General features: G+C 67.3%; 21 protein-coding genes and 2 pseudogenes. 12 read left to right on the top strand and 11 right to left on the bottom strand.

What is annotated here, in order from left to right:
• Positions 1-26: 26 nt before the first annotated feature.
• Positions 27-659, bottom strand: coding sequence for a DsbA family oxidoreductase (locus NKF06_RS08730; RefSeq protein ID WP_253245166.1), 633 nt, complete (start codon positions 657-659; stop codon positions 27-29).
• Between the two features lie 114 nt (positions 660-773).
• On the bottom strand, positions 774-2585 hold the full coding sequence (locus NKF06_RS08725) for a formate/nitrite transporter family protein (protein ID WP_253245165.1): 1812 nt from the start codon (positions 2583-2585) through the stop codon (positions 774-776).
• A 123-nt stretch (positions 2586-2708) separates the two neighbouring features.
• Between NKF06_RS08725 and NKF06_RS08720 the strand changes: the two genes are divergently transcribed.
• The gene (locus NKF06_RS08720; protein WP_172795790.1) at positions 2709-2864 is read left to right on the top strand and encodes a hypothetical protein; all 156 of its coding nucleotides are present in this window, start codon (positions 2709-2711) and stop codon (positions 2862-2864) included.
• Between the two features lie 58 nt (positions 2865-2922).
• Here NKF06_RS08720 and NKF06_RS08715 read toward each other — a convergent pair whose 3' ends face one another.
• Complete coding sequence (locus tag NKF06_RS08715; RefSeq protein WP_253245164.1) at positions 2923-3564, bottom strand: alpha/beta hydrolase; 642 nt, start codon at positions 3562-3564, stop codon at positions 2923-2925.
• A 166-nt stretch (positions 3565-3730) separates the two neighbouring features.
• Here NKF06_RS08715 and NKF06_RS08710 point away from each other — a divergent pair, with 166 nt between their 5' ends.
• The 3 genes from NKF06_RS08710 (at position 3731) to NKF06_RS08700 (ending at position 6139) form a co-directional block, all read left to right on the top strand.
• Positions 3731-4765 carry a thiamine pyrophosphate-dependent dehydrogenase E1 component subunit alpha gene (locus NKF06_RS08710; RefSeq protein ID WP_058827732.1) on the top strand — a complete coding sequence of 345 codons (1035 nt, stop codon included), beginning with the start codon at positions 3731-3733 and terminating at the stop codon, positions 4763-4765.
• The gene (locus tag NKF06_RS08705; RefSeq protein ID WP_253245162.1) at positions 4765-5805 is read left to right on the top strand and encodes an alpha-ketoacid dehydrogenase subunit beta; all 1041 of its coding nucleotides are present in this window, start codon (positions 4765-4767) and stop codon (positions 5803-5805) included. Before NKF06_RS08710 ends, NKF06_RS08705 begins: the two co-directional genes overlap by 1 nt.
• A 73-nt stretch (positions 5806-5878) precedes the next feature.
• Complete coding sequence (locus tag NKF06_RS08700; RefSeq protein ID WP_115805052.1) at positions 5879-6139, top strand: lipoyl domain-containing protein; 261 nt, start codon at positions 5879-5881, stop codon at positions 6137-6139.
• Between the two features lie 33 nt (positions 6140-6172).
• On the opposite strand, the gene NKF06_RS08695 is transcribed toward NKF06_RS08700, so the two are convergent.
• From NKF06_RS08695 to NKF06_RS08685, 3 genes and pseudogenes are all read right to left on the bottom strand, one after another.
• Positions 6173-6649, bottom strand: a complete 477-nt coding sequence (locus NKF06_RS08695; RefSeq protein WP_253245161.1) for a hypothetical protein — start codon at positions 6647-6649, stop codon at positions 6173-6175.
• Positions 6650-6722: 73 nt separating this feature from the next.
• Positions 6723-8985, bottom strand: a pseudogene (ppk1, locus tag NKF06_RS08690) (polyphosphate kinase 1).
• Positions 8986-9063: 78 nt separating this feature from the next.
• Positions 9064-9765, bottom strand: a complete 702-nt coding sequence (locus NKF06_RS08685; RefSeq protein ID WP_058827500.1) for a metallophosphoesterase family protein — start codon at positions 9763-9765, stop codon at positions 9064-9066.
• Positions 9766-9948: 183 nt separating this feature from the next.
• Between NKF06_RS08685 and map the strand changes: the two genes are divergently transcribed.
• From map to NKF06_RS08670, 3 genes are all read left to right on the top strand, one after another.
• Positions 9949-10839, top strand: a complete 891-nt coding sequence (gene map, locus NKF06_RS08680) for a type II methionyl aminopeptidase (protein WP_058827731.1) — start codon at positions 9949-9951, stop codon at positions 10837-10839.
• A gap of 72 nt (positions 10840-10911) precedes the next feature.
• A complete protein-coding gene (locus NKF06_RS08675) occupies positions 10912-11487 on the top strand; it encodes an HIT domain-containing protein (protein ID WP_253245160.1) in 576 nt (191 codons plus the stop codon).
• A gap of 75 nt (positions 11488-11562) precedes the next feature.
• A complete protein-coding gene (locus NKF06_RS08670) occupies positions 11563-12498 on the top strand; it encodes a cation diffusion facilitator family transporter (RefSeq protein WP_253245159.1) in 936 nt (311 codons plus the stop codon).
• A 15-nt stretch (positions 12499-12513) separates the two neighbouring features.
• On the opposite strand, the gene NKF06_RS08665 is transcribed toward NKF06_RS08670, so the two are convergent.
• The gene (locus NKF06_RS08665) at positions 12514-13101 is read right to left on the bottom strand and encodes a S26 family signal peptidase (RefSeq protein WP_058828482.1); all 588 of its coding nucleotides are present in this window, start codon (positions 13099-13101) and stop codon (positions 12514-12516) included.
• A 91-nt stretch (positions 13102-13192) separates the two neighbouring features.
• Between NKF06_RS08665 and NKF06_RS08660 the strand changes: the two genes are divergently transcribed.
• On the top strand, positions 13193-13657 hold the full coding sequence (locus tag NKF06_RS08660; RefSeq protein ID WP_253245158.1) for a GNAT family N-acetyltransferase: 465 nt from the start codon (positions 13193-13195) through the stop codon (positions 13655-13657).
• Between the two features lie 62 nt (positions 13658-13719).
• Here the strand turns inward: NKF06_RS08660 and NKF06_RS08655 are convergent, their stop codons facing one another.
• Positions 13720-15009 carry a tRNA (N(6)-L-threonylcarbamoyladenosine(37)-C(2))-methylthiotransferase gene (locus NKF06_RS08655; protein ID WP_253245157.1) on the bottom strand — a complete coding sequence of 430 codons (1290 nt, stop codon included), beginning with the start codon at positions 15007-15009 and terminating at the stop codon, positions 13720-13722.
• Between the two features lie 258 nt (positions 15010-15267).
• Between NKF06_RS08655 and NKF06_RS08650 the strand changes: the two genes are divergently transcribed.
• Positions 15268-15669 carry a DUF5518 domain-containing protein gene (locus NKF06_RS08650; protein WP_253245156.1) on the top strand — a complete coding sequence of 134 codons (402 nt, stop codon included), beginning with the start codon at positions 15268-15270 and terminating at the stop codon, positions 15667-15669.
• 107 nt (positions 15670-15776) lie between these two features.
• On the opposite strand, the gene NKF06_RS21150 is transcribed toward NKF06_RS08650, so the two are convergent.
• The gene (locus NKF06_RS21150; RefSeq protein ID WP_309142120.1) at positions 15777-15911 is read right to left on the bottom strand and encodes a hypothetical protein; all 135 of its coding nucleotides are present in this window, start codon (positions 15909-15911) and stop codon (positions 15777-15779) included.
• A 16-nt stretch (positions 15912-15927) separates the two neighbouring features.
• Between NKF06_RS21150 and NKF06_RS08645 the strand changes: the two genes are divergently transcribed.
• Together NKF06_RS08645 and NKF06_RS08640 are read left to right on the top strand one after the other, a co-directional pair.
• Entirely contained in the window at positions 15928-17148 is a 1221-nt protein-coding gene (locus NKF06_RS08645; protein ID WP_253245155.1) for a PQQ-like beta-propeller repeat protein, read from the top strand.
• Positions 17145-18365, top strand: a complete 1221-nt coding sequence (locus NKF06_RS08640) for a PQQ-binding-like beta-propeller repeat protein (RefSeq protein WP_253245154.1) — start codon at positions 17145-17147, stop codon at positions 18363-18365. The genes NKF06_RS08645 and NKF06_RS08640 overlap by 4 nt, the downstream gene beginning before the upstream one ends.
• Positions 18366-18427: 62 nt before the next feature.
• Here NKF06_RS08640 and NKF06_RS08635 read toward each other — a convergent pair whose 3' ends face one another.
• Positions 18428-19402 carry a sodium:calcium antiporter gene (locus NKF06_RS08635; protein WP_253245153.1) on the bottom strand — a complete coding sequence of 325 codons (975 nt, stop codon included), beginning with the start codon at positions 19400-19402 and terminating at the stop codon, positions 18428-18430.
• A gap of 77 nt (positions 19403-19479) precedes the next feature.
• Complete coding sequence (gene deoC, locus NKF06_RS08630; protein WP_058828476.1) at positions 19480-20118, bottom strand: deoxyribose-phosphate aldolase; 639 nt, start codon at positions 20116-20118, stop codon at positions 19480-19482.
• A gap of 66 nt (positions 20119-20184) precedes the next feature.
• Here deoC and NKF06_RS08625 point away from each other — a divergent pair.
• Positions 20185-20522 (top strand): annotated as a pseudogene (locus tag NKF06_RS08625) (DUF63 domain-containing protein); the annotation flags it as partial.

Below are 20522 nucleotides of genomic sequence, written 5' to 3'. Positions count from 1 at the left end.
GGTCTCGTTTCTCGCTCGTCCGGTGTCTACGTTCCCTCGACGAGTCGCTCTAGTTGCTCCGGCGGAACCGCTCCTCGGGCGGCGTACCCCTCGTATGCGAAGGTCGGAACACCCGTGACGCCGTGTTGCTGAGCCTCACTGAATCGTTCGCGCACTTCGGTCCGAAGCGTCTCGTCGTCGAGCGCGGACGTGACTTCCTCGCCGTCGACGCCCACCGCTTCGGCGAGTTCGACGAGCACCGCCTCGTCGCCGAGGTCTCTACCGTCCTGCCAGAGCGCCTCGAAAACCGCCTCGTCGAACGCGAGCCACGTCTCGTAGTCGGCGTGTCCCTTCAGGTAGTACGAGACGATTTGCGCCGGGAGCGAGTCCACGTCGGTCCCGAGGTCCAGATTCATCTCGACGCCGTACCGCTCTTGTAACCGTCGGACTCCCTGCTTCGCTTGCTCGTAGTAGTCTTCGTCTTTTCCGTCGTCGACCGAGAAGTCGATGCTTCCATCGGGGCGGCGCTTCTGACTCCGCAGGTCGAACGGATGCCAGTCGATGTCGAGTTCCTCGTCTCTCGTCTCTTGATACTGCGACAGGGACTGCCTCCCGAGGTAACAGAAGGGACACACGTAGTCCGAGTAGACCGTTATCGCCTGGTCGGCGTCTGAGCTCATGTGTATTCGTCTTCCCTACGGTTACAAAAACGGCGCGGTCGGTGGCGACCAGTTCGAACGTCGTCGCGACTGAGAGCGAGGCGGAAGCGACCGCGAGAAGAGGAGCCGACCGCCTCAGCGTCCGAACAGACGCTGTCTGAGGCTTCGGTCGGTGGCGCGTTCCACCAAGAGAACCGCGTGGTCGGTGTCGTTGACCACGTCGAGGTGCAGCGAGTCGGTCAGGAGTCGAGTGAGAAGGCCCTGTTCGGTCGCGCCCATCAGCACCATCGAGTGGCTGTCGGCCCGTTCGGCGATGGCTCGTTCGATGTCGCCGGAGTCGTCGACGATTCGCGCCGCGTCCTGCAGGTCGTGTTCGGTCGCCCAGTCGGAGAGGAACGCCTCGCCCCGTTCGCGGTCGTCCGGACCGTCGACGACGTGGAGGAGCGTCACCTCCGACCCGACGGCCGACTGGAGGGACTTCGCGACCTCGGCGCTGAGCGCTGAGTGGGGGCTATCGACCGTCGGCAAGAGGAGTCGACTGGTGTCGTAGTTCCGGTCGTTGAGGACGAGGAAATCACAGGGCAGGCGGCTCGTCAACTCGCTCATCGTCCGCTCTGCGCGTCCTCCCGCCCAGATTCGGTCGTTGCTCCAGCCCATGATGACGAGGTCCGCGTCTTTGCGGCGGGCGACGGTGAAAATCTCCTCGAACGAGCGGTGTGAGACGACGGTCGACGTCCGGGCTTCGATGTCATAGCCGGCGGCGCGTTCGCGGGCGTCTTCGAGCTGCTCGTTGGAGTGTGAGATAATCCGTTGGTTCTGTGCGGCGCCGTAGCGTTGTGAGACGCGCGAGGGGACTTGCACCACGTGGACGATATCGACGATGGCGTCTTCTTTCGACTTCGCGAGCGTGCAGGCGAGTTCGACGACGTGCGACTCGGTCCGCGGGTTCGCGATGGGGACGACGACCCGGTAGGAGTCCGGGTGGTCGTCGGTTCCCTCTTCGGTCTCGATAAGCGGAACGTACGACCGACCGGCGAGTCCACCCAGTACCCACTCACGAATCGAGAGCTGCCGTTTCGCGCCCTCGAAACGAGCGGATTCTAACCGGTTTTCCGTCGTCTGGAAGTAGTTGACGACGGTGACGAGGACGACGCCGCCGAAGGTGTTGCCCAACAGCACGGGGACGACGAACTGGGTCAGTCCGACGAGGAACGCCAGCTGGCCGTTCATCACGAGGTAGACCATCTCGGTGTAGGAGACGACGACGTGGAAGAGGCCACCCAGCGGAACCGCGAGGAACGCGAGATAGACGACGGCGAGACGAGAGATAGTGTCGCGGGCGGCGAAGGTGACCCAGACGACGCCGGCGACGATGAGGCCGGCGAACGCGGCCTTGAAGAAGAGACTCCACCATGGCGTCTCGACACCCTTCTGAGCGAGTTCGAGCGCCGCGTTCGCGGCTTCCGGCGAGAGGACGCCGCCGAAGGCGAGAGCGGCCGCACCGAGCGTCCCGCCGAAGAGGTTCCCCGCGAGGACGACGATCCAGTTACGCAAGAGCGCGGGGATACTGGCCAACCGCTCCAGCGTCAACGCGACCGGCGGGAGCGTGTTCTCGGTGTAGAGCTGATAGCCCCCGATGATGATGTAGATGAACCCGAGCGGATAGAGCATCGCACTTAACACCGGGTCGCCGCCGGTGGACGCTTTCATCGAGACGTAGAGGAGGAACGTGATCGTAATCGCGAAGCCCGCGGCGAGGGCGCTGAAGAACAGTTCCCGCGCGCCGGAGGTTATCTCCTCGTCCGCGGCCGCGACGATGCGCTGGAACACCTCGTCGGACGAAAACCGGTCGCGAACCACCGAACCGACCGCCGGCGCACCGCTTCGTGACCGTTCAACGGCCTCGCGAACGGATTCGTCGAGCTCCGTCGACTCGGGTTCTGTCATTGATGCGGTGGTTTTCGAATAAACCGTTCTAAACGTACCGGTTCAGGCCGTCTGCAACAACTCGGCCGCGTCGGAGGTGGTTAGCCATCTATGTTGATTATCATCTATGGCGTATCCGTAGCCATGGCCAACAGACACCACCGTTGCAACCTCTGCGGCCGCGATTTCGACTCCGGCGACCGGCTCGACGAACACGTCGAGCGCCGCCACCCCAAGGAGGACGTCCGCTGGTGGGTCGTCGTCGAAGACCCCGCGAAAGACCTCAAGTTCTCGCGCTGACCGTCCCGACCCCCCAGTCGCCCCGGTCGCCCCGTACTCGACTCCGCGAGCGATGCGCTCAGCCGAGGTTTGCTTCGAACCAGTCGGCGGCGAGGTCGGCCACCTCGTCCAGCTCGCCCGGCCCCTCGAACAGGTGGCCCGCGCCCTCGACGACTTCCAGCGACTTCTCGCAGTCGAGTTCCGCGAACGCGTCGCGGTTCAGCCCCAGAACTGGTTCGTCGGCACCGCCGACGACGAACAGCGTCGGTGCCGTCACGTCGCCGAGTCGGGACTCCGCGAGGTCGACGCGCCCGCCGCGAGAGACGACCGCACCGGTGTCGTCGCCGAGGTCGGCGGCCGCGAGGAGCGCCGCCGCCGCGCCAGTGCTCGATCCGAAATAGCCGTAGTCGAGGTCGGCGGTGTCGTCGCGGCCGCGGAGCCACTCGGTCGCGCCGAGCAATCGGTCGGTCAAAAGCGGGATGTCGAACCTCGTTTCGTACTGCTCGTCCTCCGCCTCCGTGAGCAGGTCGAAAAGGAGCGTCCCGACCCCGCGGTCGCGGATGACCTCGGCGACGAAGTTGTTTCGCGGGCTTTCCCGACTGCTGCCGCTGCCGTGGGCGAACACCACGAGTCCCGACGCCCCGGGCGGAATGCGGAGGTCGCCCTCCAGCACCGCGTCACCGACGGGTATCGAGACGAGGTTCGGCGTCGTGTCGTTCATACGAGACGATACGGCGGACTGCGGCTTAGGCCTGTCTCGACCCGTCGACCCTCCTGAATTCGTAGTCCGCTCGTTCTGATGGTCATGACTTACACAATTAATGTTAATATACAATCGGGAGTACACCCGAACGCCAACCATGGTGAGTGTTACCGACCTACAGACGATGTACGAGCAGATGGTGACTGCTCGTCACTACGAGGAGCGACTGGTGGACGAGTATCTCGTCGGCAAGCAGCCGGCGTTCGACATCTCGGCAGGGCCGATTCCCGGCGAACTCCACCTCGCGGCCGGCCACGAGGCGTCCGGAGCGGGCGTCTGCATGCATCTCCGAGACGACGACACGGTGACCGCGCCGCACCGACCGCACCACATCGCCATCGCGAAAGGCGTCGACCTCAAGCGCATGACAGCCGAGATTTTCGGCCGGAAGACGGGGCTGTGCCGCGGGAAGGGCGGTCACATGCACCTGTTCGACCCCGACGTGAACTTCGCGTGTTCGGGTATCATCGCCCAGGGCTGTCCGCCGGCGGTCGGCGCGGCGATGGCCGCCAAAAAGCGGAACACCGACTCGGTCGCCGTCGCCTTCCTCGGCGAGGGCGCTATCGACCAGGGCGGCTTCCTCGAATCGCTGAACCTCGCGGCGGTCCACGACCTCCCGGTCGTCTTCGTCGTCGAGGACAACGATTGGGCCATCAGCATGCCGAAAGACCGCGTGACCGACGTGCAGAACGGCGCACAGCGCGCCGCCGGCTTCGACCTTCCGGGCGTCCGCATCGACTCCGACGACGCCACGGCGGTCTACGAGGCCGCCGGCGAGGCCGTGATGCGCGCCCGCGACGGCAACGGGCCGACGCTCATCGAGGTACAGGTCCACCGCCGGATGGGTCATTTCATGGGTGACGCCGAGGCCTATCGCCCGGAGGCCGACATCGACCGCGCGAAACAGCGTGACTCCATCGAGCGACTCGCCGAGGACCTCCGCTCGCACGGCGTGACCGACGACGAACTCGACGAGATTCGAGAGCGCGCCCACGAGCGGGTCGAAGAGGCGATTTCGTGGGCGAAAGAACAGCCCGAACCAGACCCGGAGGAGGCGTACGAGAACGTGTTTACGAACCCGCCGGCGCAGGCGGCAACGGACGGCGGGAGCGCGGCGGACGCGTCGGGTGACGCCGACGAGACGGGAGGTGACAACTGATGGCGACCGAATCACGAGACTACACGGAAGCGACAGAGACGGACCGCGAACTGACCATGAGCAGGGCGATGGTCGAGGCCATCGCGTGGGAGATGCGCGAGAACGAGGAGGTGTTCTACATGGGCGAGGACGTGGCCGACTACGGCGGCATCTTCTCCAGTACGACCGGCCTCTTGGACGAGTTCGGCCGCGACCGCGTGATGGACGTACCCATCAGCGAGACGGCCTACCTCGGCGCGGCCGTCGGGGCCGCACAGGCCGGCATGCGCCCGATTGCCGAACTGATGTTTGTCGACTTCTTCGGCGTCGCCATGGACCAGATCTACAACAACATGGCGAAGAACACCTACATGAGCGGCGGGTCCTTTTCGGTCCCGATGGTGCTGACCACGGCGGTCGGCGGCACCTACAACGACGCCGGCCAGCACTCCCAGACGCTCTACGGGACCTTCGCCCACCTGCCGGGGATGAAAGTCGTCGTCCCCTCGACGGCCTACGACGCCAAGGGGTTGATGCACAGCGCCATCCGCGACGACGACCCGGTCGTCTACATGTTCCACAAGCGCCTGATGGGTCTCGGCTGGATGCCGTCGCCCTCGGGCCCGAAGACCGGCGTCCCCAAAGAGGACTACACGATTCCGTTCGGCGAGGCCGACGTGAAGCGCCCCGGCGACGACGTGACCGTCGTCACTCTCGGTCTGCACGTCCACCGGGCGATGGAGGCCGCAGAACAGCTTGACGACGACGGTATCGACGCCGAGGTCATCGACCTCCGGACGCTCGTTCCCCTCGACACCGAGACAGTGCTCGACTCGGTCCGCAAGACCGGGAAACTCCTCGTCGTAGACGAGGACTACCAGTCGTTCGGCGTGACGGGCGAAATCATCGCGCGGGCCGCCGAGGGCGCACTGGACGACCTCTCGGCCGTCAAGCGCCTCGCCATTCCCGACGTGCCGATTCCCTACGCCCGCTCGCTGGAAGACGAGGTCAACCCCGGCACCGACGACATCGCGGCGGCCGTCCGCGAACTCCACGAATGAGACGAGCGCCCGAAACAGACGGAGACGGAATCGAGGCCGGAAGCGGAAGCGAAGACAGAGACGGAGGCGGACGATGAGCGACGCTCTCGACGTGAACTCGGCGGACTCGTGGCCCGACGACGCGGACGACGTGGCCGAGGGCTACCTCGCCAACTGGTTCGTCCGCGAGGGCTCGGCGGTCGACGAGGGCGAGACGCTCTGCGAGATACAGGTCGAAAAGGTGAGCATCGACGTGGCCGCGCCGACCGCGGGGACGGTCACGGAGATACTCGTCGCGGAGGGCGGCGACTTCGACCGCGGCGACGTGCTCGCGCGGGTGCAACCGAGCGCCTGACGACGGCTATTTTTCGGCGGTACACGGTTCGGGTCAACAGGGAGAGACGTCGTCACCGCTGGTGCGTTCGACGTCCGTCTCGGTCACGAGGTAGAACGCCTCCGAGGACGAGTCCGCTTCTTCGCCTTCTTTGCCGTACCAGTACGGATGCGTCACGTCGACGACGACGCCGTCGGCAGAGCGTTCGACGACCATCGCTTCTTTGCTCGCCGTCGTCGGCGTCGTTCCCCAACTCAGGAGACAGGTGGCGTTCTGCAGACGGGTTTCGAGATAGGCTTCCTCGGCGGCGAGCGCTCGGGCTTTGGCGTCCTCGTCTGAAATTTCGGCGAGTGGAACTGCTGTCTCGGATTCCGGTGTTGCCGTCTGGTCACCGGTCGTCTCGGGGTGTGTCGTGGTGGGAGAGTCATCACCAGTCGGTTCGTCGGCGAGACATCCTGCGAGACCGATTCCGGAGACGAGAGCGACGCCGGCACGCTGGAGGATACGTCTTCGGGGGCGAGGAGGGTCCATAGACTCGCCTGCAACGTGGTCCAGAATATGTCTTCTGTCCAACTAAACGTGCGAGCCAGTCGTGTCGGGCACGCTACGCCTCGTGGTCGCCGTTCTTCGGCCGGTGGGTCTCCGCCAGCGCCCGGTTCATCAGGACAGTATGCGCCTCGACTTCCTGTGCGTCGTCTGCCGGGCGGAGTTGCTGGTACCGACCGTCGGCGTCCATCACCCAACGCCGGCGGTTGTCCGACAGGAGCGCGTCGAGGACGGCGTCGAGTTCGGCGCGGTGTTCGGGGTCTTCGACGGGCGCGACGGCCTCGACCCGGCGGTCGAGGTTGCGGGTCATCCAGTCGGCAGAACCGACGTAGTACTCCGGGTCGCCCGCGTTCTCGACGTAGTAGATTCGCGAGTGTTCGAGGAACCGACCGACGACGCTCGACACCGAGACGTTCTCCGAGAGCCCGTCGATGCCGGGTCTGAGCCGGCAGATGCCCCGAACTACGAGGTCGATATCGACGCCGGCCATCGACGCCTCGTAGAGTTCGCGGACCATCGCGGGGTCTTCGAGGGCGTTCATCTTGGCGACGATGCGGGCGTCGCGGCCGGCGCGGGCGTGGTCGGCCTCCCGGCGGACGAGGCGAGTCATCTTCTCCCGGAGGTTCGTCGGCGCGACCAGCAGTTTCCGGTACGCCTTCTGTCGCGAGTGGCCGGTGAAGAAGTTGAACAGGCGCACGAGGTCCTGGCCGATGTCGGGGTCGGCCGTGAACAGCCCGAGGTCGGTGTAGAGCTTCGCGGTCTGGGAGTGGTAGTTGCCGGTGGCGACGTGGGAGTACAGCCGCACCTCGTCGTCTTCCTCGCGGACGACGAGCGCAGTCTTCGAGTGGGTTTTCAGCCCGATGGTGCCGTAGGCGACGTGGATGCCCTCCTCTTCGAGGCGGCGGACCCACCGGAGGTTGTTCTCCTCGTCGAACCGCGCTTTGAGTTCGACCATCACCGCGACCTGCTTGCCGTTCTTCGCGGCCTCGATGAGCGTCTCGATGACCTCGGAGTCCGGCGCAGTCCGGTAGATGGAGGCCTTGATGGCGAGCACGTCGGGGTCGGCCGCGGCGGCCGCGAGGAACGTTCCGACGGTGCCCGTAAACGAGTGGTACGGGTGGTGGACGAGTACGTCCTTGCGGGCGATTTCGGCGAACACCGACTCGGGGTCGTCGGCCGAGCGGCCGGCGAACCGCGGGTGGGGTTGGGGCGTCCACGGCGCGACTTCGAGTTCCGGGCGGTCGAGGTCGAAAAGCGACGTGAGGCTCCCGTAGTCGAGGGGCATGTCGCGCTCGAACACCTCGGGGTCGTCCACGTCGAGCTGTTCCGCGAGGAGGTCGCGGACCGCCTCGGGCGTCCCCGACTCGACCTCCAAGCGGACGACCGTGGCGAACCGGCGCTGGCGGAGCACGTCCTCTATCGTGGCGATGAGGCCCTCGGCGACCTCCTCGTTGCGGCGGACCTCGGCGTTCCGCGTCACCCTGAACGCGGAGGTGTCGATGACCTCGACGTTCGGAAACAGGAGGTCGATGTTGCGCTCGATGACGGCCACGAGCGGAACGAACCTGACGGGGGCGGCGGCGGACACGGACGAGTCAGCGGACTCCTCTTTCCCGTCCGCGCCGCCGACGCGCTCGTCCACGTTGACGAGTCGCGGGCGGTTGCCGGGGACTTTGACCCGCGAGAACTTCGTCGGCTCGTCGTCGCCCTCGGTCGTTCGGACCGCGAGCGACAGCGAGAGGTTCGAGATGAACGGGAACGGATGGGCCGGCTCGAACGTCAGGGGCGTGAGCGTCGGCAGGACCGAGGCCTCGAAGTAGTCGCGGAGGGCCGCCCGCTCGTCGGCCGCGAGGTCGTCGTAGCCGACGATTTCGATGCCCGCGTCGGCGAGCGCGGGCCGGACGAGGTCGTGGAAGCAGTCGGACTGCCGGCCGAGTAGGTCGCGGGCGCGGTCGAGGACGAGCGACCACTGCTGGTTCGGGGTCCGCCCGTCGGGCGAGAGTTCGCTCACGCCCGCGGCCATCTGCTGTTTCAGCCCGCCGACGCGCTTCATGAAGAACTCGTCGAGGTTCGAGGTGAGAATCGAGAGGAACTTGACGCGCTCGAAAAGCGGGTTGCGGTCGTCTATCGCCTCGTTGAGGACGCGCTCGTGGAAGGCGAGTTCGCTGAGTTCGCGGTTGAGGTACAGCGCGGGGTCGGAAAGGTCGGCGTCGGCCGGGGGGGGACTCGTCGTCACCGCGCTCGCGGGCGCGGACCGGCGCAGTCCGCTGACTGGCGTGTCGGGCCTGCGAGTCGCCGCCGCGAGCCTCGTCGTCGGACATGTGCTGAGAGGAAATGGTTCGGCGGCGACCTTTAGTTCGCCGCCTCCGCCGTCGCTCCCACCTTCGCCTCGGCGGGGCTCAGACCAACGCGGGCTGGCGGGGTTCGAGAATCTTCGAGTCCTTCCGCGACTCGTGGGTGACCTCGGCCTCGACGGCGACGAGTTCGTCGGCGTGGAGGTCGTAGGCCGTGAGCGCGCCGCCGTAAACTGCGCCCGTGTCGAGGCCCATCGCGTGCTTGAACACGGCGGGGTGAGCCATGACCGTGTGACCGAAGAAGACGCGCTCGGGGCCCTCGTAGTACTCGAACCAGAACGGGCCGTCGTAGCTGTCGCCGGGGTTCATCGCCCGGGTGTTCTCGAGGTCGTCGATATCGTGTTCGTCGAGCGGCTTTTCGGGGTGGACGCCGCCGTGGACGACGATGGCCCCGTCCCACGTAATGGCGACCGGGAGGTTCGATATCCATTCGAGGTCGTCGTCGGTCAGCGCGTCTATCTCCTTCGTGCCGCGGATGAGCTTCTCCTCGTTGTTGCCGCGGACGGTCAGGAAGTTGTCGCGCTCGCGGACGTAGTCCACGACGCCCTTGCTGTCGGGGCCCTTCCGCACGAGGTCGCCGACGAAGACGACGAGGTCGTCCTCGGAGGGGTCGAGCCGGTCGACGAGGCGTTCGAGCGCCGGCAGACACCCGTGTACGTCGCCGACGACGTACACGTCGTCCCAGTCGTCGATGTCGACTCGAAGGTGTTGCTCGGCGACGTCGGGGTGGAAGGATGGGACACTCATTGGAAACGTTCTCTCCTGTTGCAGAGCATCCCGGCCTAAGAAAGGGTTGCTAGTTTCGGAATGTTGTGCTATATAGACACGGTAGTGGTTATCACTCACACCGCGCGAGCAGGGTACGGTGACTCGCCGTCGGTCGCCAGCCATCCCGCAATCGCTTTCCGGCGCGGCCGCGAAGTCGCAGCCATGAGCATCGGACCCCTCGACGACGAGACGGTCGAGAAGTATCGAGAGGCAGGGGAGGTCCTCCGCACGGTGTTAGACGAGTCGGCCGAGATGGTCGAACCGGGCGTCACCCACCTCGAAGTCGCCGAACACGCCGAAGAACGCATCCGCGAACTCGCCGACGGCTGTGCCTTCCCGGTCAACATCAGCGTCAACGAGGAGGCGTCGCACGCCAGCCCCGGCCGCGACGACGACACCGTGTTCGGCGAGGACATGGTCTGTCTCGACGTCGGCGTCCACGTCGACGGCTACATCGCCGACTCCGCCGTGACCGTCGACCTCTCGGGCAACGACGAACTCGTCGAGTCCGCGGAGGAGGCGCTCGACGCCGCCCTCGACATGGTCGAAGCGGGCGCGCACACCGGGAAAATCGGCGCGGAAATCGAGGACGTGATTCGCGGCTACGGCTACACGCCCGTCCTCAACCTCTCGGGCCACGGCGTCGAGCAGTGGGACGCCCACACCGACCCGACGATCCCGAACCGCGGCGCGGACCGCGGCGTCGAACTCGAAGTCGGCGACGTAATCGCCATCGAACCGTTCGCCACCGACGGCTCCGGCAAGGTCACCGAGGGCTCGAAAAACGAGATTTACAGCCTCGTCAACGACCGCTCGGTCCGCGACCGCATGTCGCGCAAACTGCTCGACGAGGTGCGCGAGAAGTACAAACTGCTCCCCTTCGCGGCCCGCTGGTTCGAGGGCGGCCGCTCCGAGATGGCCATCCGTCGGCTCGAACAGCAGGGCATCCTCCGCGGCTACCCCGTCCTGAAAGAAGAAGAGGGCGCGATGGTCGGACAGGCCGAAGACACCATCATCGTCACGGAAGACGGCTACGAGAACCTCACGCGATAGTCGGGCCGGGCGGGGCCAAACCGGTCGCCCCGAGACCGAAACGGCTTGCACGTCCGGGTCCATTGAGCCGCCATGGACCAACTGTTCGCCCCGTGGCGCATCGAGTGGGTCGCCCGCGACGACGACCAAGACGCGGCCGACGCCGACGACCCGGACGACGACCGCTGTCCCTTCTGTGCGCTCCCCGAGCGCGACGACGACCGAGAGAGCAAAATCGTCGCCCGCTCCCCGCACTCGTTCGTCCTCCTGAACAACTACCCCTACGCGCCGGGCCACGTCATGGTCATCCCGTACCGCCACACCGGCGAGTTCGCCGCCCTCTCGGACGCGGAACTCCTCGATCACGCGCGGCTCAAATCGAAGACGCTCACCGCGTTAGACGCCGCCTTCGACCCCGACGGCTGCAACGCGGGCGAGAACCTCGGCGGCTCGGCCGCCGGCGGCTCCATCGACGACCACCTCCACACGCACGTCGTCCCGCGGTGGAGCGGCGACACGAACTTCATGCCGGTCATCTCCGACACGAAAGTGCTCGTGCAGGCGCTCGACGACTCCTACGACCAACTTCACGAGGCGTTCGCCGGACTCGACGGCGCGGCTGTCGACGGCGACGACGACGCGGTTTACTTCGAATTAGACTGGCTCTAAAACTCACGTCAAGTGCGTCTAATAGGCCGCTCCGGCCCGAAGCGCATTTGAACCCCACTCCCGAAAGCCACGGTAATGGAGCGAAAGCGGGCCATCCGTCGGGTCGGATTCGTCGTCCTCGTGGCGAATCTGCTTCTCGTCCTCGGGAAGGGCGGCGTGTGGTGGACGACCGGGAGTCTGGCCCTCGGGTCCGAGGCGGTCAACAGTCTCTCGGACGTTGTCTACAGCACAATCATCCTCGGCGGCCTCTACCTGACGACGAAACCCCCGGACTGGGAACACCCTCACGGCCACGAGCGAATCGAACCGTTCGTCTCGCTTTTCGTCGCGGTCGGCATCTTCGCCGCCGGCGGGGCGATTCTCTGGCAGAGCACGTCCAGCATCCTCACCGGAACCTACGGCGGGGACGCGGGGATGCTCGGCGTCGTCGTCCTCGTCGTCGCGGCGGCGGCCAAGTACGTCCTCTACCGCTACTGCTACTCGGTCGGCCGCGAGCAGAACTCGCCCGCGCTCGTCGCCGCCGGCGTCGATAACCGAAACGACATCCTCACCGCCGGCGCGGCGCTCGTCGGTGTGGTCGGCGGCCAGTTCGGCTACCCCATCTTGGACCCGCTGGCCGCCATGGTCGTCTCCATCGGCATCGTCTACACCGGCTACGAAATCGTCCGCGACAACGTGAACTACCTCGTCGGGGCCGCCCCGCCGGAGTACCTCCGAGCGCTCATCGTCCAGACCGCCCTGTCGCACCCCGACGTCTACGGCGCACACGACGTGGTCGCCCACTACGTCGGCCCCGAAATCGACGTGAGCCTCCACATCGAGGTCGAAGGCGACATGACGATTGCCGAGGCCCACGACATCGAGACGTGGGTCGTCCAAGCGATTCGGAACATCGACGAGGTGGACGACGTGTTCGTCCACATCGACCCGCGGGAACTCGGCGAGTGGAAGGAAGACGACGAGACGGAGCGTTACACCATGTTCTCGCCCGACGGCGGCGACGGTCGCTGACGCGTCGGCGACCCCTCAGAGCAGTTTCTGCAGTTCTAACCGCAGTTCCCCGAGATACGGCACGTGGAACTGGCCTTTCGCCTGCACCCAGTCGGGCCGGACGGGCGAGGCGATGCCTCGCGCTTGGTCGTAGTAGTCGTTGTTGTCGCCGCGGGTGACGTAGCCGGCGTGCGGCGCGGGGCAGTTCAGGAGTTCCGCACAGGAATCCGCGCCGTCCACGTAGGACTCGTTGGTCCGGTCGTACCAGTTCTCCCCGTCGTCGACCCAGAAGACCGCACGGTGGATAATGGGCGTGGAGTGCGACGGCGCGTCGTAGACGACGACGTCTCCCGAGCCGCCGAGTCGCCCGTAGCCCTCGCTCGCGTTGGCCGTGACCACGCCGTGCTCGTCGGCCGCGGGACCGCCGTAGCGACCCTCCGCGGTCACGACGACGAGGTCGCCGCGTTCGAGGGTCGGTTGCATGCTCCCGCTCTCGATAGCGACCATCGGGGGCCACACGCCGCTCACCGCAAAGAGCACCGCGCCGACCGCGGCGACGATAGCGACCGTCTCCAGCGTGTCTCTCGCGAACGTTCGGACCTCCGATGGACTGCCGTCGGACACGGATGCTGCCACCCCGCGAGTCGCTATCAATCTTGTTGCCGACACCGGCGTGAGAGAAACCGTTAGGACGGGGCGGTTCGACGGTCGACTCGTGACCGACCACTACCGCCTCGTCCCCGAGTTTCCCGACCCCGAAACGTACGTCTCCCTCCGCGACGCCGCCGGGATGCCCCCGCGCACCCTCGCGGCCGCCGAGCGCGGCGTTCCGAACACGATTTTCGGCGTGCGCGTCGTCTTCGAGGGAGCGACCGGCGACGACGGCTCGGACGAGCGCATCGTCGGCATGGGTCGGCTTGTCGGCGACGGCGGCACCGTCTTTCAGGTCGTCGACGTGGCGGTCCACCCCGACCATCAGGGCCGCGGACTCGGGACCCGCGTGATGGACGCGCTCGTGGACTACCTCGACCGCGAGGCCCCGCCGTCGGCGTTCGTGAACCTCCTCGCCGACGTGGATGGCTACTACGAGCGCTGGGGGTTCGAACCGACCGCGCCGGCGTCGAAAGGGATGTTTCTCCGGGTCGGCGAAGACGGTGTTCCGGGGCGCGACGAGAACTGAGAAACGAGTGCGAGCCGGCGGAGCGGCCCTGAAACAGCGCGAAACGGCGCGGAATCGACCGCTCAGGCGGCGGTCGGCTCTCGCGGTTCGGGCTGTGCCTCGACCGGCTCGGCGAAGGCGTAGACGGTCTGGTGGGCGGTCACCTTCACGCGGGCGAAGTCGCCGGGTTCGAGGCCGTGTTCGGTCGCGTTCTGGACGATTATCTGGCGGTAGGCCTCGTCGCGGCACTTCACGGAGTCGCCGGTGCCCTCCTCGACGACGAGCACCTCGTGCTCCGTGCCGACCATCTCGTCGTAGGCGGCGGCGACGATGTCCATCTTCGCCTCGGACATCTCCTTGGAGCGCTCCTTTTTGAGCGTCCCGCCGAGGCCCTTCAGGTCGGCGGCGTCGGTGCCGGGGCGCTTCGAGAAGCGCGTGACGTTGACCTTCTCGGGGCGAATCTCGCGGAGCAGCTCCATCGACCGCTCGTGGTCCGCGTCGGTCTCGGTCGGGTAGCCGACGATGAAGTCCGTCGAGAGCGTCCAGTACGCAAGCTCCCGGTCGAACGTCTCGACGATTTCTCTGAACTTGTCGACGCGGTGCTGGCGGCGCATGTGTTCGAGCACCTCGTCGGAGCCGGACTGCACCGGCGCGTGGATGAAGTTGTAGAGCTTGTCGTGTTCGGCGAACACCGCGGCGAGTTCCTCGCGGATGCCGTGGACGCCGCCGGGGTTGGCCATGCCGACGCGGACGCGGAACTCGCCGTCGATTTCGGTGCAGATGCGGTCCAGTAGCTCGGGGAGCTTCCGGTCGCCCTTGTCCCAGCCGTAGACGCCGGTGTCCTGTCCCGTGATGCGGAGTTCCTTCGCGCCGGCGTGGACGAGCGCCCGCGCCTTCTCGACGTTCTCGTCGACGGAGGGCGAATCGACCCGCCCCGTGGCGAACTTCGTGATGCAGTACGAGCAGTTCGACATACAGCCGCGGGCGATGGGCAGGATGCCGACGACGCCGTCCAAGACGGGCTCGACGCCGGGACCGGGAGTCGGACACTCGCCGTTGGTGACGGCGGTCGGCACGTCGTCCCAGTGGAGAATCTGGGCGTCGATGCCCTCCTCGCGGAAGTCGTTGCCCTGCGCGAGCGCCATACAGCCCGTGATGATGAGGTCCGCCGTCTCCGCCTCCAGCTCTTTGGCCCGACGGAGCATGTTCCGCTCCGTCTTCTCCACGACCGTACAGGTGTTCATGATGGCGACATCGGCCTCCTCGGGCCCGTCGACGCGGTAGTGACCGGCGTCGCGGAGCGCGCTCTCGATGGCGCGGCTCTCGCCGCGGTTCGAGGTACAGCCGTATGTCTCGATGTGGTATCGGGCCATTCGGTTATCCCACGTACCGGGTCAGCGGGCAAAAACGCCGCGGTCTCCCCCGAGACTACCGGCGTCCGCGGGTCGTGATATCGTCTCTCGAACGCCACCACCCGCTTGACGTGGATGCCGCCGCCGACGCCGACGAACACGCTGAACAGAGCATCGCGCCGGCCGGACGCTCCGTCGCCGATGAGTCTCGTGCCGGCCGTATCATCCGCTCAAGGACGAATATAATTCATTATCTCAAGTGGTGTATTTAGATCCGCTATGAAGTTCAACATGCGCGCCATCGCCTACGGGTTCATCGCGACCGTAGTCGTCGGCATCCTCAGCGGCTTCGCGGTCCCATTCACGAACGTCACGCTCCCCACGGTCGGCTACGTCCTCACGGGTATCATCGGCGGCCTCGTCGCCGGCTACCTCGTCACGACCGGCATGGCCGACGGTGCGCTCAACGGCCTCGTCGGCACGACGCTCGGCGCGATTATCGTCGCCATCGGCCTCGTCATCATGAACGTCCTGTTCGCGGGCGTGTTCTTCGGCCTGACCGTGTTCGCCGCGGCCATCGTCATCATCGCCCTCGCGGGTATCCCCGGCGCTATCGGCGGCGCACTCGGAAGCATGCTGCACGACCGCTCGGCCGCCCGCCGCACCAGACCCGCGGCCTGAGCCGACGATTTCGGCCCCGATACCTCGTTTTTCACCGTTATTCCACATCCCCACGCGTCCCCCTCGCGTTCGCGCCCTCGCCACCGCTCCGGGCGAAAAGTTACTTGTCATTGTGTTGTGCAGTTGTGGTAGATGCGCTCCCGAAGGACACCGCCGGATTCGCCCTCCACCAGCGACTCGGCCGCGACCGACAGCGTGGCTTCGTCCGCCGCTCGCAGTTCGTCTCCGCCCGCCGCAGGCACCAGCACCCGCCGCGGCGTGCTTCGCCTGCTCGGAGCGGGCGCGGTCGCCGGGGTCGCCGGATGCCTCGGCGGCGGCGACGACCAGACGGACGACGACTCCGCAGAGGGCGTCCGCTTCGAAAGCGACTGGCCGACCTACGCCCACGACGACGCCAACACCGCGTTTCTCCGCGAGGGGACACCCATCGCCGAGCCGACCGTCGAGTACGAACCCGACTTCGGGATGGACTCCGTCGAACCCGTCGCCGTCGACGGGGTGGGATACACGCCCGGCGACCCGATGCGAGCAATCGACCCGGCCGCCGGGGAGGAGTTGTGGGCCGCACAGGGCGAGGGGTGGACCCCCCCGGCCGTCCTCGACGGCGTCGTCTACTCGCTCGGCGTGACGGTCCACGGGCCGAACCGACTCGCGCTCTACCGCGCTCGGACCGGCCGGGAGTTCCGAACTATCGAACTCCCGGGCCGCCCGCGGACGCCGCCGGCGTTCTCCAACGACCGCGAGACGCTGTTTCTCGGCCTCGACGACGAGCGCGTCTGCGCGGTCGACATCGACGCCGGCGAGGTCAGGTGGACGCGGTCGCTGTTCGGCGCGGTCCGGCGGCCCCTCGCGGTCAACCTCCACTCGGTGTTTGTCGTCACCGAGGGCCAGCGCCTCTACTGCCTCGGCACGGACGGCAGCGCCTACTGGCAGGTCTCGACCGAGACGGCCGAGGCCGTCGTGCCGGTCGTCGGCGACGAGCGGGTGTACATCGCCGGCTGGGACCGAATCGCCGCGCTCGAACGGCGAAACGGCGACGTGGTCTGGGAGGACGACCGCGGCGTCCACAAGCGACTCGCGTTCGACGGCGAGCGCCTCTACGCCGCCCGCGGAGAACTCCGCGCACTCGACAGCGCGACCGGCGAGGAGCGGTGGACGTACGACCCGAACGAGACCGTCTCCGCCGCGAGCATCGTCGGCGACACGGTCTACGTCGGAACGGGTCACGGCGAACTGGTCGCGCTGAACCGGACCGACGACGGCGGCCTGTTCGGCGACCGCGAGCGCTGGTCGATTTCGCTCGGTCGCTACGTCGGCCACTCGCTCGCCGCGACCGACCGGCGGGTGTACTGCCCGGTCGTCCGTGACAACAACCTGCTGAGCATGACCGTCGTCGGCGACGCTGACGCCGACGAGTCAGCTTCGGGGACGAACGCAACCGCGGAGACAGCCGCGACCACGGGAGATTCGGAATCGTGACGCGACCCGACGCGGACCTATCGAGACGAACGTTCCTCGGGACCCTCGGAACCGGCGCGGCCGCCGGACTCGCGGGCTGTGTCGGCGGCGACGAGGGCTCTACGGGCGACGGGCGCGCTGACTGGCCGCACCCCTACTTCTCGCCGGAGGGAACGGGCTACAACCCGCGCGCGACCGGCCCGGCCTCGAATCCGGGCGAGTCGTGGGGCGTCGAGGTCAACGGTATCGAGTTGGCGCGCCCGGTCGTGTTCGGCGAGACGGTGTACCTCGCGACCAGCGAGCGCCTCCGGGCGTTTTCGGTCGGTGACGGAACCGAACTGTGGTCGGTCGAAAGCGACCCCCAGAGCGGCTTCCGCTCGTCGGTGACGGTCGATTCGGAGCGCGTCTACATCGGCTACGTCGGGACCAGAACCGGCGTGCTCGCGTTCACCCACGACGGCGAGGAAGCGTGGCACGCGCCGACCGAGTCGAGCGTCTGGGCACCCGTCGTCCGCCCCGAACCGGACCGCGACCGACTTTACGCCTCCGACACCGCGGGAAACCTCTACCGCGTCCGCGCCAGCGACGGGACCGTCGAGTGGCGCGAGGAAGTGTTCGGCCCGGTTCGGTCCCTCGCGGCCCGGTACGACACCGTCGTCGCGGGAACGGAGGGCGGCGAAGTGTTCTCATTCCAGGACGAGGGCGTCGAGCGCGGCGCGACGGGGCGGTGGCGAACCAAACACCCGGGCGGCGTGCAGTCGCTCGCAATCGCCGAGTCGAACGACGTGTTCGCGGGCTTCTTCGGCGCGGGCGTCGCGCGACTCAGAGGCGGCCTCCGCGCCGGTGCTGTGGACTGGTACCACGAAGACCCCTCGCCGCACGGCTCGCTCGTCGTCGGCCCCCGGCGCGTCTTTTCGACCGACGGGACCGGCCTCGACGCCTTCGACAAGCGTGCCGGCTCCCCCTCATGGGCGGCCGGCGACGACTTCTTCGCTCCGCCCGCCGGTGCCGGCGACACCGTATTCGTCTCGGACACGAGCAAGAGTGGCGGCGTCGTCGCCTACGACGCCGGGGGCGGCGTCGGCTTCGACGACACCCGCATCGGGGCCGAGCGCTGGCGATACGACCTCGCGGGTCGCGCACTGACCGGCCCGACGCCAGCGGGCGACGCGCTGTTCGCGGTCGAATCCGGCGGCGACGACGGACCGCGGCGGCTCGTCGCGCTGCGGGCCGAGTAGCAGAAGAGTGCTGGTCGCGGTCAGCCGACAGAACGAACCGCTTCAGGGAGGTCCGGCGCCCCTCAGAGGAGCCCCAGTATCCACCGAGTGACTTCGGACGTTGCGAAGAAGGCACCTTCCAAGCGGGACAGGGCTCTCCCCGTCCAAAGCGCGGCGACTATCAGGAGGGTGACCGCGACGAGCCACGCGAACGTCCCGAGCGCCGCCTCGCTCACCACGAGCGGGCTGGCGACCGCCGCAACGCCGACGATGCCCGTGATGTTGAGGATGTTGCTGCCGACGATGTTGCCCACCGAGACCCCGAGACTCCGCTGTCGGAGCGCGACCAGCGAGACGGCGAACTCCGGGGTCGAGGTGCCCGCCGCGACGATTGTCCCGCCGATGACCCACTCGGAGACGCCGGCACCGCGGGCCAACTCCGACGCGGCGAGCACCATGTAGTCGCCGCTCACCAACACCAGCCCCAACCCGCCTAAGAGGAACACGGCGTCTCGTCCGGGAAAGTCGATTCGTTCGGTTATCGGGCGGGTCACGCCGCCGTCACCGAGCGACTGGGCGGTCGCTTCGTCCCCGTCCGACTGGGGCCCTCGGAGCAGGTACGCCGTGTAAGCGACGAACGCCACGACCAAGAGCGCGCCTTCGAGCCTCGTGACCCGGAGGTCGAACAGGACGAGGCCGCCGAGGAGCGTGCTCGCCAGCAGAGCGGCCCCGTCGCGATAGACGAGGGACTCCGCGACCGGAATCACTCGGAGCAGCGAGATGACGCCCAACACGAACGCCACGTTGTAGATGTTCGAACCGAGGACGTTCGCGACCGCGATGTCGCCCAATCCCTTGTACGCGGCGTCGACGGCGACCACGAGCTCCGGCGTCGAGGTCCCGATTGCGACGATTGTCAGCCCGATGGTGAGATCCGAGAGGCCGAACCGCCGAGCCGACCGAACGGCGGCATCGACCAACAGCCGCGCGCCGACCCAGAGCCCCAGAACTGACACGAGAATGACGCCGATTTGAACGGCTGGCCCGCCTCGGAGCATGGTACTGGGTTCTCGGGAGTCGGGTAATCAGTGTTGGGCACCGGCGACCGCGCGATGCCAACCGGCCGACGACCGACCTATTCCGCTGGCGCGCCCGAGACGATGTCGACGCCCGACGACGCGCCGATGCGCTCCGCGCCGGCTTCGAACATGGCGACCGCCTCGTCGTAGGAGCCGACGCCGCCGGAGGCCTTGACAGGCAGGTACTCAGCCATGAGCGTCACGTCTTCGACCGTCGCGCCGCCGTCGGCGAAGCCGGTGGAGGTCTTGACGAAGGCGGCGTCGGCCTCGACGGCCGCCTCGCAGGCGCGGTGTTTCTCCTCCTCGGTGAGGAGCGCCGTCTCGATGATGACCTTCACGGGAATCGGGACGGCCGCGACGACCTCCGAGATGTCCTCGGTCACGAGTTCGTCCTCGCCGGCTTTGAGCCGACCGACGTTGATGACCATGTCCAGTTCGTCCGCGCCGGCCTGCCACGCGTCGACGGCCTCCTCGCGCTTGGCCGTGGTCGTGTGCTGGCCGTGGGGGAAGCCGACGACCGTCGCCAGCAACACGTCCGGAGCGTACTCGCTCGCCTCGCCGACGTAGCACGGCGGGATGCAGGCGTTCATCCCCCACTCGTCGGCGTCGTCGAGGACGGCCTCCACGTCGGCCATCGTCGTCTCGGGTCCGAGGACCGTGTGGTCGATGCGGGCGGCGAGGTCGGCTCGGTTCATACCCTGTCGAGGCGACCCGAGGCTAAAGAACGTAAGGCTTTCACGCCGCCCCGCCGCGCCTCCTGCATGGCCATTCTCCCCGAGGGGTTCGCGCTCCCGCCGCTTCCCTACCTCGTCGCCCTCGTCGCGGGGCTCGTCGGCGTCGGCATCGGACTGCGTCGCACGCGCCCGACGGTCACGCCCGCCCACGTCGCCGCACTCGTCCCGTGGATGGTGTCGGGGTCGGCGCTGCACGTCCTCTACGTCATCGACGCGCTCCCGCCCGCGGTCGAACCGCTCGCCGGCACCCCCGCGGTCTATCTCTCCGTGGCCGTCGTCGCCGGCGTGACGTGGCTCGCGCTCGACGCGACTGACCTCGACTCGCCAACGGCGCTCGCCATTCCCGGCGCGCTCGTCGCCGCCGG

Source organism: Haloferax sp. AB510, from assembly GCF_024136985.1.
Taxonomy (GTDB): Archaea; Halobacteriota; Halobacteria; order Halobacteriales; family Haloferacaceae; genus Haloferax.
The sequence above is the reverse complement of the archived record's forward strand: the minus strand, read 5'-3'. Positions and strand labels throughout refer to the sequence as shown.